The sequence below is a fragment of the Nocardioides sp. F233 genome, from assembly GCF_057813895.1.
Window position 1 is genome coordinate 43,714 of sequence record NZ_JBVASH010000006.1, and the last position, 15,284, is coordinate 58,997.

Genomic DNA, 15,284 nt, shown 5'->3' on the forward strand with positions numbered 1-15,284 from the left:
CGATTTCTGCGGAGAACCGGCGACCAGTCGCATGGACGGCGTGTTACAGCCACGGCAGAGGCGAGCGCGCGGCGCTACTTCGTCTGCCCCAGCAGCTCGGCCATCAGCGCCAGGTCGGCCCGCGGCCCACCCGGCGTGTCGGCGCCGTACGTCGCGATCTCGGCGTCGAGGTCCAGCGCGCGGGTGGGCGCGACGCCGGGGACCAGCTCCTCGCGCAGGCGGGAGTCGGGGACCAGCCAGGTGACCTCGAACTCGATGCCGTCGGGGTCGCGGCAGTAGAGGGCCTTGGTGCTGGCGTGGTTGGCCATGCCGGTCAGCGCACCGGCGGCCGCGAGCCGGTCGCGCGCGGCGACCATGTCGGCGAGGGTCTCGACCTCCCAGGCCAGGTGGTACAGGCCGACGGCGCCGTCGGCCGAGCGCGGGGAGCGCGCCTGGAAGAGGCCGAGGTCGTGGTCGTTGGCGGAGTTCTTGCCGCGGAGGAAGGCGCCGCCGGGGAAGTCGAAGGGCAGCTTCTCGAAGCCGAGGACGTCGCAGTAGAACTCGACGCTGCGCTCGACGTCGGAGACGAACAGGACAGCGTGGTTCAGGCTTCGGATCGACAAGGTTGCTCCCGGGGCAGGGCTGATCGCCCGGTGCGATCGACTCCCCGCGACGGTAGCCGCGGGGAGGTCGTCGACGCACCGGGCTCTCGCCCAGCGGAACCGCCCTGACGACGCGTCAGGGCAGGTAGGTCTCCCACGGCCCGGTGATCGCGAACGTCAGCCCGGGGGTCTGCATGTTCACGAACAGCACCTTGCCGTCCTCGGAGAACGTCGGGCCGGTGAACTCGGAGTCGTTGAGCATGTTCCGGGCGATCGCCTGCGTCGGCCCGTACGGCGTCGCGGACAGCACGTGCGAGGCACCGGCGCCGTCCTCGGCGAGCACGAGCGAGCCCCAGGGGGTGACGGTGACGTTGTCGGGGCCGTCGAAGGTCAGGTCGTCGTACTTCGCGACGGCGCCGGAGGCGGCGGTCTTCTGGTGCGGGAAGTAGCTGACCAGCTGGATGGTCTCGTCCCGGTAGTCGTAGAACCAGACCATCCCGTCGTGAGGTACGGCGTCCGCGGGCAGGTCGCCGTCGGAGAAGGCGTAGGAGTTGACGACGTACACGCCGCGGTCGGTGCCCCACACGCCCTCGAACTTCTTGCCGCGGGTGACCTCGCCGGAAGCGGCGAACTGCTTGCGCACCGAGGTGGTCCGGGCGTCGCGGTCCGGGACGGCCTTCCACTGCACGGGGAACGGCAGGCCGAGCTGGGCGGAGGTCAGGTACGCGACATCGGGGAGGACCGAACCGTCGGGCATCAGGATCTGCATCGCCTCGAGGACGCCGGCGTCGTCAGCGAGGCGGTCGGCGAGGTTCGGGCCCATCTCGAAGCCGCGCGGCGCGGACCAGCGGTAGAACAGGCCGTTCGGGCCGGAGGCGTCCTCGGACAGGAAGACGTGCTTGCGGGCACGGTCGACGGCGAGCGCCTCGTGGGCGTACCGGCCGAACGCCTTGATCGGCTTCGGGTTGGTGCGGCCGTCGTGGAAGACCTCGAAGACGTAGCCGTGGTCCTTGGCGTACGTACCGCTCTTGCCGTTGCCGCTCCACGCCTTGCCGGCGCGGTCCTCGGTCTCCTCGCAGGTCAGCCAGGTGCCCCACGGCGTCGGGCCGCCGGCGCAGTTGGTCGACGTACCGGAGATGCCGACGGTCTCGCCGAGGTTGCGGCCCCGGTCATCGGTGCGGATCACGGTGCAGCCGCCGGCGTCGACCGCGCCCTCGTCGTACACCGTGCCCGCGATGTGCGGTACGCCGAGCGGCGAGCCCGCCTTCAGCTCGTGGTTCTGGATCAGGCGGTAGCGGCCGCGGCCGGTCGAGAACACGGCCGTGCCGTCGTGCGCGTTGGGCGTCAGGGCGCCCTCGTCGAGGCGGGTGACGCCGGCGCGGGTGACGACCGCGTACGAGAAGCCGGCCGGCAGCGCGAGCAGCCCGGCGGGGTCGTCCTGCAGCGGCGGGAACGGGGTGACGCCGTTGCCGCGGCCGCGGCCGCGGTTGTCGTCGCCGCGGCCGGGCGTGGCCTGAGCGAGGGAGGGCATGGCGCCGGTGACGGCGAAGCCGACGCCGGCGGCACCGCCGGCGAGCATGGTGCGACGAGTAGCGGTCATCGTGAGAGCTCTTTCGGTGAGGCGGGGAGATGGGGGCCCAGCCGGCCCAGCCAACCCCGCCCCGGTGGCCCGCGGCTGTCGTCGAGGTGAACAGCGGCGATCCCCGTGCGGACCGACCGTTCGTCGCGTCGTACCGACCGCTGGTCGACAACCCCGACCCACTCGGCGCGCAGCCGGACCGCACCCCTCCCGGGCCCCGCACCACCGCTCCTAGCGTCGGAGGAAGCCCGTGACCCCGGTCACACCACCACCCCGAGGAGGCCCGTCGTGACGTCCGACATCTCGCCCCATGACCCCCATGCCGCCACAACGCGCCATGATCCCGTGTACGACGAGCTCCACGCCTCACCGGAGTTCGCCGAGCTGAAGCGCCGCTACCGGGGCTTCGCGTTCCCCGCGACCGCGGCCTTCCTCGCCTGGTACCTCACCTACGTCGTGCTCTCGATGTGGGCGACCGACTTCATGAGCACCAAGGTCGTCGGCAACATCAACGTCGCCCTGGTCCTGGGCCTGTTGCAGTTCGCGACGACGTTCCTGCTGGCCTGGCTCTACAGCAGCTACTCGACCAAGAAGCTCGACCCGCTCGCCCGCGAGCTCGACGAGCGGTTCGTGTCCCTGGCCGGCAAGGCCTCCCACGGCAGGAGCGAGCACTGATGGACCACCAGGTACTCACCGCGGGCCTCTTCCTCGGCGTCGTCGCACTGACCCTCTTCATCACGATCCGTGCCAGCCGCCAGACCAGCGGCGCGGCGGACTTCTACGCCGGCGGCCGCTCGTTCTCGGGCTTCCAGAACGGCCTCGCCATCGGCGGCGACTACATGTCGGCCGCGTCCTTCCTCGGCATCTCCGGCGCGATCGCGCTGGCCGGGTACGACGGCTTCCTCTACTCGATCGGCTTCCTCGTCGCGTGGCTGGTGGCCCTGCTGCTGGTCGCCGAGATGCTGCGCAACTCGGGCCGGTACACGATGGCCGACCAGCTGGCGTACCGGATGAAGCAGCGCCCGGTCCGCACCGCGGCCGCGACCTCGACGGTCGTCGTGTCGATCTTCTACCTGCTCGCGCAGATGGTCGGCGCGGGCAGCCTGGTCGTGCTGCTCCTCGGCATCGACAAGGAGAACACCCTCGCCATCAGCGCGGTCATCGCCGGCGTCGGCGCGCTGATGATCGTCTACGTCACGGTCGGCGGCATGAAGGGCACCACCTGGGTGCAGATCGTCAAGGCCGTGCTGCTGATGATCGGCTCAGCCGTTATCGTCGTGATGGTGCTGGCGAAGTTCGACTTCAACCTCTCCGAGCTCCTCGGCGCGGCGTCCAGCAACTCGGGCAAGCCCGGCTTCCTCGAGCCCGGCCTGAAGTACGGCATCGACACGACCCACAAGCTCGACTTCCTGAGCCTGGGCCTGGCCCTGGTCCTCGGTACGGCGGGCCTGCCGCACATCCTGGTCCGCTTCTACACCGTCCCGACCTCGCGTGACGCACGGAAGTCGGTGCTCTGGGCGATCGGCCTGATCGGCGTCTTCTACCTGTTCACGCTGGTCCTCGGCTTCGGTGCCGCGGCCCTGCTCAAGACGGGCGTCGGCAGCGACGTCGCCGCCAGCGAGGGCAACCTGGCCTCGCCGCTCCTCGCCGAGGCGGTGGGAGGTGGCGCCGGCTCGACGGGCGGCGCGATCCTGCTCGCCCTGATCTCCGCGGTCGCCTTCGCGACCATCCTCGCGGTGGTCGCCGGCCTGACCCTGACGTCGTCGACCTCGGTCGCGCACGACATCTACAACTCGGTCATCCGCAAGGGCCAGGCCACCGAGGCCGAGGAGATCAAGGTGACGCGGTACGCCGCGGCGGGGCTCGGCGTCGTCGCGATCCTGCTGGCCATCCCCGCCCGCAACCTCAACATCGCGTTCCTCGTGGCGCTCGCCTTCGCGGTGGCGGCCTCGGCCAACCTGCCGTCGATCGTCTACAACATGTTCTGGAAGCGCTTCAACACCCGGGGCGCCACCTGGAGCATCTACGGCGGCCTGGTCTCCGCGATCACGCTGGTGTTCTTCTCGCCGGTCGTCTCCGGCAAGACGGCGATCACGCCGGACGGCGAGATCATCAGCAAGGCGCTGTTCCCGCTCGGCGTGGACTTCCACTGGTTCCCGCTCGAGAACCCGGGCCTGCTGTCGATCCCGCTCGGCTTCTTCTTCGGCTGGCTCGGCACGGTCACCTCGAGGGAACCGGCCGCGGAGGAGCGGTTCACCGAGCTCGAGGTGCGCGCCCTCACCGGCGCCGGCGCCGAGCAGGCCGTCCAGCACTGACCCGCCGCACCACCACCGACCTGGAGGCCGGGACGGAAGGAACCCGTCCCGGCCTCCGGCACGAGCAACCCCCGTGCAACCCCTGGTGACCAGACTTCCCGTGGGTCCTAATGTGACCTGTGGCACCCGACTCGATCAGGAGAGAACCGTGAGCGACAACGCCGAGACCTTGGCCAACCTGCTGAAGGAGGACCGGCGCTTCGAGCCGCCGGCCGAGCTGGCGGCCGACGCCAACGTGAAGGCCGACGCGTACGCCGCCGCCAGGGCCGACCGCGAGGGCTTCTGGGCCGAGCAGGCCGAGCGGCTGTCCTGGGACACCAAGTGGGACCGGGTCCTCGACTGGGACAACCCGCCGTTCGCGAAGTGGTACGTCGGCGGCAAGCTCAACGCGGCCTACAACTGCGTCGACCGGCACGTCGAGGCCGGCCGCGGCGACAAGGTCGCCATCCACTGGGTCGGCGAGCCCGAGGGCGACACCCGCGACCTCACCTACGCACAGCTCAAGGACGAGGTCTCCAAGGCCGCGAACGCGCTCACCGCGCTCGGCGTCGGCAAGGGCGACCGGGTCGCGATCTACCTGCCGATGATCCCCGAGGCCGTCGTCACGATGCTGGCCTGCGCCCGCATCGGCGCCCCCCACACGGTGGTGTTCGGCGGCTTCTCCGCCGACGCGCTCGCCTCGCGCCTCGACGACTGCCAGGCCAAGGTCGTCGTCACCGCCGACGGCGGCTACCGCCGCGGCACCGCCTCCGCCCTCAAGCCCGCCGTCGACGAGGCCCGCACCAAGACCGACGTGGTCGAGAAGGTGCTCGTCGTCCGCCGTACCGGCCAGGACCTCGGCGAGGGCACCTGGGACGACGCGGTCGACGTGTGGTGGCACGACGCCGTCGACGGCGCGTCGAGCGAGCACACCCCCGAGGCGTTCGACGCCGAGCACCCGCTCTACGTCATGTACACCTCCGGCACGACCGGCAAGCCCAAGGGCATCCTGCACACCACGGGCGGCTACCTGACCGGCGCGGCGTACACCCACCACGCGGTGTTCGACCTCAAGCCCGAGACCGACGTCTACTGGTGCACCGCCGACATCGGCTGGGTGACCGGCCACTCCTACATCGTCTACGGCCCGCTCGCGAACGGCGTCACGCAGGTGCTCTACGAGGGCACGCCCGACGCGCCGAAGCCGGGCCGCTGGTGGAAGATCATCCAGGACTACAAGGTCTCGCTGTTCTACACCGCGCCCACCGCGATCCGGTCGTTCATGAAGCAGGGCAGCGAGGTCCCCGACCAGTACGACATGTCGTCGCTGCGGATCCTCGGCAGCGTCGGTGAGCCGATCAACCCGGAGGCCTACGTCTGGTACCGCCACGTCATCGGCGGCGACCGCACCCCCGTCGTGGACACGTGGTGGCAGACCGAGACCGGCGCGATCATGATCTCCCCGCTGCCCGGCGTCACCGCCGGCAAGCCCGGCTCCGCGATGACCGCCATCCCCGGCATCGAGGCCGACGTCGTCGACGACGAGGGGCACCCCGTCCCCAACGGCTCGGGTGGCTACCTCGTCGTCACCTCGCCGTGGCCCTCCATGCTGCGCACCATCTGGGGCGACGACGACCGGTACGTCGACACGTACTGGTCGCGCTTCAAGAAGGAGGGCTACTACTTCGCCGGCGACGGTGCGAAGAAGGACGACGACGGCGACATCTGGGTCCTCGGACGCGTCGACGACGTGATGAACGTGTCCGGCCACCGCCTGTCGACCACCGAGATCGAGTCCGCCCTCGTCTCGCACCCCAAGGTCGCCGAGGCCGCCGTGGTCGGCGCCACCGACCCCGACACCGGCCAGGCGGTCGTCGCCTACGTGATCCTGCGCAACGACGCGGGCGACGGCGGTCCCGACATCGTCAAGGAGCTCTCCGACCACGTCCGCAAGGAGATCGGCCCGATCGCCAAGCCGCGGCAGATCATGATCGTCCCCGAGCTCCCCAAGACCCGCTCCGGCAAGATCATGCGCCGCCTGCTGCGCGACGTCGCCGAGGGCCGCTCCGTCGGCGACACCCAGACCCTCGCCGACGCCTCGATCATGGACCTGATCTCCGCCGGCCAGGCCACCTCGACCGAGGACTGACGTCTCGTCCGCGCGTCCGGCCGGGGCTCAGCCCCGGTCGGGCGCACCGGTCGTGCGCAGCGCGGCCAGCGCGGCGGCGTACGGGTCCGCGCTCTGCTGGACGCGGCTCCCCTCGCGGAGCAGCACGACGTGGAGACCCTGGCCGTCGACCGGGATCCGCGACGCCAGGTAGGCGTGCTCCCACCGCAGCACGATCTCCAGGCCCGCCGCGTACGTCGGCTCCGCCATCGCGGTGGTGGTGAGGAACCGGGTCCGCTGGGTCACCCCGCCGAGGGCCGCGATCCTGGACCGGACCTCCTTGAACGACTGGACCGCCTTGGCGCCCGGCGCGAACACGTCGGCGAACACCCGTGCCGCGGCCACCTCGGTCCCGTCTGCGAAGAGGGTGTCGAACGCAGTGGGGGCGTCCGGCTCAGCCACCGTGCCGGCCCTGGCTCTCGGCCTCCAGCTCCGCGACCCGGGCCTCGAGTGCCCGGATCCGGTCGTAGAGATCGACCAGTGTGACGCCGTTGGCGACGACGCCGGAGCGGTTCCAGTGACGACGGACGTAGTCTTCGCGGGTCTCGCCCGCATGCTGGCGAAAGATGCCCATCGAGTTCTCCCGAGTGTCTGGACGGATCATCGCGGTTCGACTGCATCATCGCACCCGGGTGGATATCCGAGGAGGAACCTGCAATGCCTGTGTTGGAACCCGTCACCTGGACCGCTCTCCCACCCGCGCTGGCGGCGTTCTGGACCGAGCGCCACCTCTGCACGCTGAGCACCCTCGACCGCGACGGCGCTCCGCACGCGGTCGCGGTCGGCGCGGTGCTCGACCCGGAGCAGGAGTGCGCCTGGGTGATCACCGACGGCGGCTCGCAGAAGGTCGCCAACCTGCGCCGCGACGGCCGGCTCGCGGTCAGCCAGGTCGACGGCGCCCGGTGGTCGACGATCATCGGCACCGCCGAGGTGCTCTCTGACCCGGCGTCGGTCGCCCGCGCCTGCGAGAGGTACGCCGCCCGCTACCGCGAGCCCCGGCCCAACCCGAACCGGGTGGCGCTGCGGATCAGCGTGACGAGGTTCCTCGGGTCGTCGCAGGTGCTGCCTCGGGACTGAGCGGGCCTCAGCGCTCGATCTGGGCCAGCCGTGCCGTGAGGAACGCCCGGACCGCGTCCTCCGGCAACGGCCGGTCGGGCTGGAACCGGATGGTGCCCTTGGCGAGGTCGAACCCCTCCAGCAGGGGCGCGGCGGCGGCCACCGCATCCGGGCTGAACGGGTAGACGCCGATGTGCTTGCGCGCCCGCATCACCGAGACGAACGGCTTGCCGCGGTGGACCAGCGCCGGCATGCCGTAGCCGGTGCCCTGCTCCGCGTCAGGTGCCATCTCGCGCGCGATCGCGTAGACCCGTTCGATCACCGCGCGGTCGGTCTCGTCCAGTCCGGCGAGGTAGTCGTCGATCGTGCCCACGCCGGCATCGTTCCACGACGGACCCCACCGACGCCTCCGTCAGCTCTCGTCGTTCCGGCCTCTCCCCCCGTCGCACCCCTTGACACCCGGGACACCGGAAGCGCATTCTCCTAATTATGGTAGGCAATCCAACTCGCAATAGGATCGCCGAACGGCGTGCGGCAACGCGCCGGGAGATCCTCGACGCCGCGTGGGCGCAGGCCCGCGAGGTGGGGATCGCGAGCATCACGCTGCGCGACATCGCCCGCGCGGTGGGGATGCAGCCGCCGTCGCTGTACTCCCACTTCGACTCCAAGAACGCTGTCTACGACGCGATGTACGGCGAGGCGTGGGCCGAGTTCGAGGCTCACGCCTCCCGCGCCCTCGACGACCTCCCGGACCACCCCCGGGCGGCGATGCACCGCATGGCGCGGGTGTTCTTCGACTACGCGGTCGCCGACCTGGCCCGGCACCAGCTGATGAACCAGCGGACCATCCCGGGCTTCGAGCCGACGCCGGAGTCCTACGCACCCGCTGTCCGGGTGCTCGACGAGAGCGTGGCCTTTCTGACCGCCCAGGGCATCTCGGACCGGGCGGACATCGACATCTACATCTCCCTGATCGGCGGCCTGATCGACCAGCAGCTCGCCAACGACCCGGGCGGAGACCGCTTCGCGCGGTTGCTCGACCGGGCCATCGACATGTTCGCGGACGCCGTCGGACTCCTCCCCCTTCCCGAGAGGAGCTCCACCCTCCCCAAGGCAGGCAGCAGGAAATGAGCACCACCGAGAAGGACCCGTCGAACCGCCGGACGTTGCGCCGGCCCGCCCTGGACCGCAGCACCGCCATGACGCTCGCCGCCGACGAGTACCGCAGCTACGCCGACGCCGTCGCGGCGCTCGACGTGAGCGACTGGACCCGGCCGACCGCCTGCACCCTGTGGGACGTGCGGCAGATGACCGCGCACGTCGTGGGCATGGCCGAGATGGCCGCCGGGATCCGCGAGGGCGCCCGCCAGCGCCGAATCGCCGGGAAGGACGCCGCCGCGAAGGGGGTCGCGTTCCTCGACGCGCTGACCGACGTCCAGGTGCGCGAGCGCGCGGACCACAGCCCCGCCCGGTTGCTCGACGACGTGCGCGGGGTCGGACCGCGCGCGGTCCGCGGCCGCCGCATGGTCCCGGCCTTCCTCCGTCGACGCGACATGGGCATGCCGCAGGACGTCCAGGGTGTCGAGGAGAGCTGGGCGTTGGGATACCTCGTCGACGTGATCCTGACCCGCGACACCTGGATGCACCGCAGCGACGTCGCCGAGGCCACCGGCACCGCGATGGCGCTGCGGCCCGAGCACGACGGCGTCATCGTCGCGGACGTCGTGGCCGAGTGGGCACAGCGCCACGGCAAGCCCTACCGGCTGACCCTCACCGGACCCGCAGGCGGCGAGTGGTCGGCCGGGGATGCCGGCGAGGAGCTCGAGCTCGACGCCGTTCAGTTCTGCCGGCTGGTGTCCGGCAGGGGCACCGGCTCGGGGCTGCTGGCGACCGCAGTCCCGTTCTGATCGCCGCGACCCGCGAGCAGCAGCAGAACCACGCCGACCACCGCCGCGAGCACCGACGCCAGCAGGATGCCGACCTTCGCCTCCGCGGTGAGCAGCTCGGAGCCGGGGAAGGACAGCCCGGCAATGAACAGCGAGACCGTGAAGCCGATGCCGGCGACCGCGCCGATGCCGATCACCTGCGGCCACGAGGTGCCCTCGGGCATCCGGCCGATGCCGAGGCGGATCGCGAGGAAGCAGGCGAGGGCGATGCCGAGCGGCTTGCCGAGCACCAGGCCGGCGGCGATGCCGAGCGCGACCGGGGCCCGCAGCGCATCACCGAGCACGCCGTCGCCGAGGGCGACACCGGCGTTGGCGAGGGCGAACACCGGCAGCACGACGTACGACGACAGCGGGTGCAGCCGCGTCTGCAGGCGTTCGACCACGGGCACGGACTCGCCGATGAGGAAGCGCAGCCGGTGCAGCTCCTCGGCGTCGAGGTCGTTGTCGCGCAGCCCCTCGACGGCGTACTCCGTGGCGACCGAGGGGCGCAGCAGCGCGACGGCCGGGGAGAGCAGGCCGACGGCGACGCCCGCGAGCGTCGCGTGCACCCCGGACTGGAGCAGCGCGAACCAGACGGCGATGCCGAGCACGGCGTACACCGGGATCGCCCAGACCCGCGCCGCCCGCAGCACCGCGATCACCGCAAGCAGGGCGAGCGCGGCGAACAGCCAGCCGAGCGAGAGGTCGTCGGTGTAGAAGACCGCGATCACCAGGATCGCGCCGATGTCGTCGACGATCGCGAGGGTGAGCAGGAACAGCCGCGCGGCGGACGGGATCCGCGGGCCGAGCAGCCCGAGCACGCCGACCGCGAAGGCGATGTCGGTGGCCATCGGGATGCCCCACCCGGCCGAGCCGTCGCCGCCACCGACGACGGCGACGTAGACCAGCGCCGGCACGGCCATCCCGCCGATCGCGGCGACGATCGGCAGCGCCGCGGTGCGCGGGTCGCGCAGGTCGCCGTGGACCAGCTCGTACTTGATCTCCAGGCCCACGACGAAGAAGAAGATCGTCATCAGCCCGTCGTTGACCCAGTGCTGCAGCGACTCCTCGATCCGCCAGTCACCGATCTCGAGCGCGAGCGGGGTGTGCCAGAAGTGGTCGTACGCCGACGCCCAGCCGTCGAACGGCAGGTTCACCCACAGCAGCGCGATCACGGTGGCCGCGAGCAGCAGCACCGAGCCCGCCGACTCGACGTGGAGGAACTCCCGCAACGGGCGGGCGACGTACCGCGCCAGGGGACGTTCGCTCGCGGTCCAGACGGGGCCGCGACGCCAGAGATCGTCGGGGTGGTGCGAGGACCGGTGCGAGGACTGGTGCGGGGGCTCGGACACGGCGGGGTCTCCTGGCGTCGTGTGGGCAGGGGCGTTCACATGCCGACCAGACTTCCCGGCTCACCTGTAGCGATCCTAGCGATGTCGGTAAGGTCGGCCGCATGGCCACCGAACCGCTCCGCGAAGAGCCGACCATCGGACGTCTCATCAAGGACGCGCAGACCGACATCTCCACGCTCGTCCGCAAGGAGATCCAGCTCGCGAAGTCCGAGCTCAAGGTCAGCGTGACGGCCGGCGGCGTCGGGCTCGGCCTGGTCGCGGCGGCGGGCTTCCTGCTGGTGCTCGCGATCATCATGCTCTCGGTGGCGATCGCCTACTTCATCAACTGGAACGGCCAGGGCCTCGACCTGCACTGGGCGTTCCTGATCGTCTTCGCCTTCTACGTCCTGCTCGCGGCCCTCTTGGTGTTCCTGGCGATCCGCAGCTTCAAGAAGGTCAAGGCACCCGCCCGCGCCATCGAGCAGGGCTCGAAGATCCCGGCCGCCCTCAAGGGCCAGGCCTGACCCGGTCCTGACGGGCCGGACAGGGGGAGCCGATGGCGCGCCAGCCGGTCGTCGCCGGGAGGGCCGAACAGCTGCTCGGCGCTGCCGTCGTCGCCACCGCGCCGGTGGCCGGCGGCGACGTCTCCACGGCGGTCAAGCTGCGCCTGTCCAGCGGGCGCACCGCCTTCCTCAAGACGCTCAGCCCGGCGCCACCGCAGTTCTTCGCCCGTGAGGCCGCGGGCCTGCGCTGGCTCGCGGAGGCCACCCCGGGTGGCGGCGTCGCCACCGCCGGGGTGCTCGCCGTCGACACCGACTGCCTGATCCTCGACTGGGTGGAGGCCGGCCGCCCCAACGCCGAGGCCGCCGGCGCCTTCGGCCGCGCGCTCGCCGCCACCCATGCGTACGGCGCCGCCGGGTTCGGTGCCGACGCCGACGGCTACATCGGCCGGCTGCCCCTGCCCAACCGCACCCTGCCGAGCTGGGCGGAGTTCCACGCCGAGCGCCGGATCGCGCCGTACCTCAAGGTGTTGCGCGACAAGGACATCGTCAGCGCCGAGGACGCCGCGCTGATCGAGACCGCCGCCGCCCGGGCCCCGTCGATCGTCCCCGAGGAGCCGCCCGCGCGCCTGCACGGCGACCTGTGGAACGGCAACGTGCTGTGGGGGGCCGGCGACCGCGTGGTCGTCATCGACCCAGCGGCGTACGGCGGCCACCGCGAGGTCGACCTCGCGATGCTGGCGCTGTTCGGCCTGCCCCAGCTGCCGCAGGTGATGGCGGCGTACGACGAGGTGCGCCCGCTCGCCGACGGCTGGGAGGACCGGCTGGGCTACCACCAGCTGTTCCCGCTGCTCGTCCACGCCTGCCTGTTCGGCGGGCAGTACGGCGCCCGCGCGGCCCGGGTCGCGCAGCGCTACCTGTAGCGCCTCTCAGCCACCGCTCAGGCCCATCGGCCATGATGGGAGGGTGCCCGCCCGTACCCCCGTCCCGCACCGCGTCCTCGTCGTCGACGACGACCGTGCCGTGCGGGAGTCGCTGCGCCGCTCCCTCGCGTTCAACGGGTACGACGTCCACCTGGCCGGCGACGGGGCCGAGGCCCTCGCCGGGATCGGCGCGGTCGCGCCCGACGTGGTCGTGATGGACGTGATGATGCCCAAGCTCGACGGCCTCGAGGCCACGCGGGCGCTGCGGGCGGCCGGCAACGACGTACCGATCCTGGTGCTGACCGCCCGCGACGCCGTGGGCGAGCGCGTGGAGGGGCTCGACGCGGGCGCCGACGACTACCTCACCAAGCCGTTCGCGCTCGAGGAGCTGCTCGCCCGGCTGCGGGCGCTGCTGCGCCGGGTGACGCCGATCGAGGACGGCGCCGAGGAGGAGGTCCTCTCCTTCGCCGACCTCACCATGAACGTCACCACCCGCGAGGTGCGCCGCGGCAGCCGGCTGATCGAGCTGACCCGCACCGAGTTCACGCTGCTCGAGATGTTCCTGCGCCGCCCGCGCCGGGTGCTCGACCGCAGCTTCATCCTCGAGGAGGTCTGGGGCTACGACTTCCCCACGACCGCCAACTCCCTCGAGGTGTACGTCGGCTACCTGCGCCGCAAGACCGAGGCCGAGGGCGAGCCGCGGCTGATCCACACCGTCCGCGGCATCGGGTACGTCCTGCGCGCGACGGAGTCCTGAGCCTTGATCCACCGGAGGCTGGCTACTACGCGTCACCCCAGCGGCGCGCTCGCTGCGTTGCGGACGCTCGAAGGGCGGACAAGCACGTCGTCGCGCCCACGCCTTGCGATCACACCCCTGGGGCGGCGCTCGCTACGCCACCCTCCGGTGGATCAAGGCTGAGGGAGAGATGGCGACCTCCTGGGGCCTCGCGATGGGCCCGGGACCGGACGGGCGCTGGCACTACCGCCGCTCGCTGGCGAGCCGGGTCATCTGGCTGACCACGATCGCGGTCGGCATGTCGGTGGCCCTCGTGGCCGTGGGCGCCTACATCACCGCCCGCGTGCAGATGCAGGACACGCTCGACAACGCACTGGTCGACCGGGCCGAGAAGGCGGCCGCCTCCGACACCCTCCTGCAGGCGGGCTCGCAGGGCATCCCCTCGTGGGCGCTCGGAGCGGGCGACGTCCGGATCGCGATCCTCGACTACAACGAGCGCACGCTGCGGATCCTCGACCGCGGCCCGACCCTGGAGCTGGGCCGGTCCGAGCTCGAGGTGGCGCAGGGCAAGAGCGACCGCAGCCTGCGCACGATCGTGCTGGGCGGCGAGCGGTACCGCGTGGTCGCCGTGCCCACCCAGCAGAGCGGGCTGGCGCTGGTCATCGCGCAGCCGCTGGTCGACCAGGACCGGACGCTGCGTCGGCTGGGCTGGGTGACCGTCGCGTTCGGCGTGTTCGGCGTCCTCGCTGCCGGTCTGGCGGGCTGGGCGGTGGCGAGCAACGGCCTGCGTCCGGTACGACGACTGAGCGGCTCGGTCGAGGAGATCGCCCGCACCGAGGACTTCACGCCGCTGCCCGTCGAGGGCGACGACGAGGTCGCCCGGCTGGCCACGGCGTTCAACCACCTGCTGGTGGCGCTGGACGCGAGCCGGACCCGGCAGCGGCAGCTGGTCGCCGACGCGAGCCACGAGCTGCGCACCCCGCTGACCGCGCTGCGCACCAACATCGACCTGCTCACCATGACCGCCCGCAGCGCCGACGGCTTCGGCGGCCTGCCGCCCGACGCGCGCGACGAGCTGCTCGACGACGTCCGCGCCCAGATCGAGGAGCTCACCACCCTCATCGGCGACCTGACCGAGCTCGCCCGCGACGAGCCGATGCCGGTCCAGGTCGAGCCGGTCGACCTCGCCGACGTCGTCGACCACGCCGTCCAGCGCGTACGACGCCGCGCGCCCAGCATCGAGTTCGAGGTGTTCACCCGCCCCTGGTGGGTGATCGGCGAGGACGCCGAGCTGGAGCGCGCGGTGACCAACCTGCTCGACAACGCCGCCAAGTGGAGCCCCGAGAGCGGTCACGTGACCGTCCGACTCAGCGACGGCGTGCTGACCGTCGACGACCAGGGGCCCGGTATCGCCGAGGGCGACCGGACCCGGATCTTCGACCGGTTCTGGCGCTCCGACGACGCCCGCACCCTGCCCGGATCGGGCCTCGGGCTGGCGATCGTGCGCCAGGTCGCGGAGCGCCACTCGGGCTCGGTGATGGCGACCGCCAATGCCAGCGGAGGCGCCCGCCTCGTGCTCAAGCTGCCCGGACGGGAGAACAACCCCCATGCCTGACCTTGCTCGTCTCCGTCGTACCGCTCTCGTGGCGGCATCGCTCGCCCTCCCCCTCGCGCTCACCGCGTGCGGCGACGAGAAGGTCGGTGCGAAGCCGAGCCTTCCGACCGAGACACCTGCGCTGTGGAACCCCTGCGACGCACTGGATGCGGCGTTCGTGAAGGCGCAATTCGGCATCGACGCGACCGAGCACACCGGCACGCCCACCAAGCCGGAGTGCCGGTTCACTCCCGCCGAGGGCACCGGCGACGCCGTGATCAAGTCCAACTACCTGCTCTTCCCCGGCACCCTCGACCAGGCCTGGAAGACCATGGGGCAGCAGGCCGACGCCGACGTCCGTACCCCCGCCATCGAGCAGGCCGACGACGCGCGCGTGGTCGTCAACGCGACCAAGGAGCAGCTCTACGTCACCGGCTTCGTCCAGAACGGCGACCTGATCCAGCAGGTCGACGTCGTCGACCCGGCGCCGTACGACGAGAAGCGGGTGGTGCGCGGCGTGCTCGCCACCCTCACCACGCTGTCCACCCACGCCGCCGAGTCCCGGGCGGGGGCGGACCCCAGCGCATCGGCGAACTGA

Annotated in this window: 17 protein-coding genes; 11 read left to right on the forward strand and 6 right to left on the reverse strand. The window is 71.6% G+C overall.

Annotated features, from left to right (window positions below; translation table 11 throughout):
- Positions 1-74: 74 nt before the first annotated feature.
- Together ACZYRU_RS21045 and ACZYRU_RS21050 are read right to left on the reverse strand one after the other, a co-directional pair.
- A complete protein-coding gene (locus tag ACZYRU_RS21045; RefSeq protein ID WP_488959050.1) occupies positions 75-602 on the reverse strand; it encodes a VOC family protein in 528 nt (175 codons plus the stop codon).
- Between the two features lie 115 nt (positions 603-717).
- Complete coding sequence (locus tag ACZYRU_RS21050; RefSeq protein WP_488959051.1) at positions 718-2,181, reverse strand: alkaline phosphatase PhoX; 1,464 nt, start codon at positions 2,179-2,181, stop codon at positions 718-720.
- Between the two features lie 267 nt (positions 2,182-2,448).
- Here ACZYRU_RS21050 and ACZYRU_RS21055 point away from each other — a divergent pair, with 267 nt between their 5' ends.
- From ACZYRU_RS21055 to acs, 3 genes are all read left to right on the forward strand, one after another.
- The gene (locus ACZYRU_RS21055; protein WP_488959052.1) at positions 2,449-2,835 is read left to right on the forward strand and encodes a DUF485 domain-containing protein; all 387 of its coding nucleotides are present in this window, start codon (positions 2,449-2,451) and stop codon (positions 2,833-2,835) included.
- The gene (locus ACZYRU_RS21060; RefSeq protein WP_488959053.1) at positions 2,835-4,475 is read left to right on the forward strand and encodes a solute symporter family protein; all 1,641 of its coding nucleotides are present in this window, start codon (positions 2,835-2,837) and stop codon (positions 4,473-4,475) included. Before ACZYRU_RS21055 ends, ACZYRU_RS21060 begins: the two co-directional genes overlap by 1 nt.
- Positions 4,476-4,623: 148 nt before the next feature.
- Entirely contained in the window at positions 4,624-6,603 is a 1,980-nt protein-coding gene (acs, locus tag ACZYRU_RS21065; RefSeq protein ID WP_488959054.1) for an acetate--CoA ligase, read from the forward strand.
- A 27-nt stretch (positions 6,604-6,630) separates the two neighbouring features.
- Here the strand turns inward: acs and ACZYRU_RS21070 are convergent, their stop codons facing one another.
- Both ACZYRU_RS21070 and ACZYRU_RS21075 read right to left on the reverse strand, forming a co-directional pair.
- The gene (locus ACZYRU_RS21070; protein WP_488959055.1) at positions 6,631-7,023 is read right to left on the reverse strand and encodes a hypothetical protein; all 393 of its coding nucleotides are present in this window, start codon (positions 7,021-7,023) and stop codon (positions 6,631-6,633) included.
- Complete coding sequence (locus ACZYRU_RS21075) at positions 7,016-7,195, reverse strand: hypothetical protein (protein ID WP_488959056.1); 180 nt, start codon at positions 7,193-7,195, stop codon at positions 7,016-7,018. The genes ACZYRU_RS21070 and ACZYRU_RS21075 overlap by 8 nt, the downstream gene beginning before the upstream one ends.
- Positions 7,196-7,278: 83 nt before the next feature.
- Between ACZYRU_RS21075 and ACZYRU_RS21080 the strand changes: the two genes are divergently transcribed.
- Positions 7,279-7,698, forward strand: a complete 420-nt coding sequence (locus ACZYRU_RS21080) for a pyridoxamine 5'-phosphate oxidase family protein (protein ID WP_488959057.1) — start codon at positions 7,279-7,281, stop codon at positions 7,696-7,698.
- A 7-nt stretch (positions 7,699-7,705) separates the two neighbouring features.
- Here ACZYRU_RS21080 and ACZYRU_RS21085 read toward each other — a convergent pair whose 3' ends face one another.
- Positions 7,706-8,050, reverse strand: coding sequence for an iron chaperone (locus ACZYRU_RS21085; protein ID WP_488959058.1), 345 nt, complete (start codon positions 8,048-8,050; stop codon positions 7,706-7,708).
- A 116-nt stretch (positions 8,051-8,166) separates the two neighbouring features.
- Between ACZYRU_RS21085 and ACZYRU_RS21090 the strand changes: the two genes are divergently transcribed.
- Both ACZYRU_RS21090 and ACZYRU_RS21095 read left to right on the forward strand, forming a co-directional pair.
- Positions 8,167-8,808, forward strand: a complete 642-nt coding sequence (locus ACZYRU_RS21090) for a TetR/AcrR family transcriptional regulator (protein ID WP_488959059.1) — start codon at positions 8,167-8,169, stop codon at positions 8,806-8,808.
- A complete protein-coding gene (locus ACZYRU_RS21095; RefSeq protein WP_488959060.1) occupies positions 8,805-9,584 on the forward strand; it encodes a maleylpyruvate isomerase family mycothiol-dependent enzyme in 780 nt (259 codons plus the stop codon). The genes ACZYRU_RS21090 and ACZYRU_RS21095 overlap by 4 nt, the downstream gene beginning before the upstream one ends.
- On the opposite strand, the gene nhaA is transcribed toward ACZYRU_RS21095, so the two are convergent.
- Entirely contained in the window at positions 9,515-10,954 is a 1,440-nt protein-coding gene (nhaA, locus tag ACZYRU_RS21100) for a Na+/H+ antiporter NhaA (protein WP_488959061.1), read from the reverse strand. The two genes, ACZYRU_RS21095 and nhaA, sit on opposite strands and share 70 nt — an antisense overlap.
- 101 nt (positions 10,955-11,055) lie before the next feature.
- Between nhaA and ACZYRU_RS21105 the strand changes: the two genes are divergently transcribed.
- The 5 genes from ACZYRU_RS21105 (at position 11,056) to ACZYRU_RS21125 (ending at position 15,284) form a co-directional block, all read left to right on the forward strand.
- Positions 11,056-11,457 carry a phage holin family protein gene (locus ACZYRU_RS21105; RefSeq protein WP_488959062.1) on the forward strand — a complete coding sequence of 134 codons (402 nt, stop codon included), beginning with the start codon at positions 11,056-11,058 and terminating at the stop codon, positions 11,455-11,457.
- A gap of 32 nt (positions 11,458-11,489) precedes the next feature.
- Complete coding sequence (locus ACZYRU_RS21110; protein ID WP_488959063.1) at positions 11,490-12,356, forward strand: fructosamine kinase family protein; 867 nt, start codon at positions 11,490-11,492, stop codon at positions 12,354-12,356.
- A gap of 43 nt (positions 12,357-12,399) precedes the next feature.
- Complete coding sequence (locus tag ACZYRU_RS21115) at positions 12,400-13,113, forward strand: response regulator transcription factor (protein WP_488959064.1); 714 nt, start codon at positions 12,400-12,402, stop codon at positions 13,111-13,113.
- 169 nt (positions 13,114-13,282) lie between these two features.
- A complete protein-coding gene (locus ACZYRU_RS21120; protein WP_488959065.1) occupies positions 13,283-14,707 on the forward strand; it encodes a sensor histidine kinase in 1,425 nt (474 codons plus the stop codon).
- Positions 14,700-15,284 carry a hypothetical protein gene (locus ACZYRU_RS21125; protein WP_488959066.1) on the forward strand — a complete coding sequence of 195 codons (585 nt, stop codon included), beginning with the start codon at positions 14,700-14,702 and terminating at the stop codon, positions 15,282-15,284. Before ACZYRU_RS21120 ends, ACZYRU_RS21125 begins: the two co-directional genes overlap by 8 nt.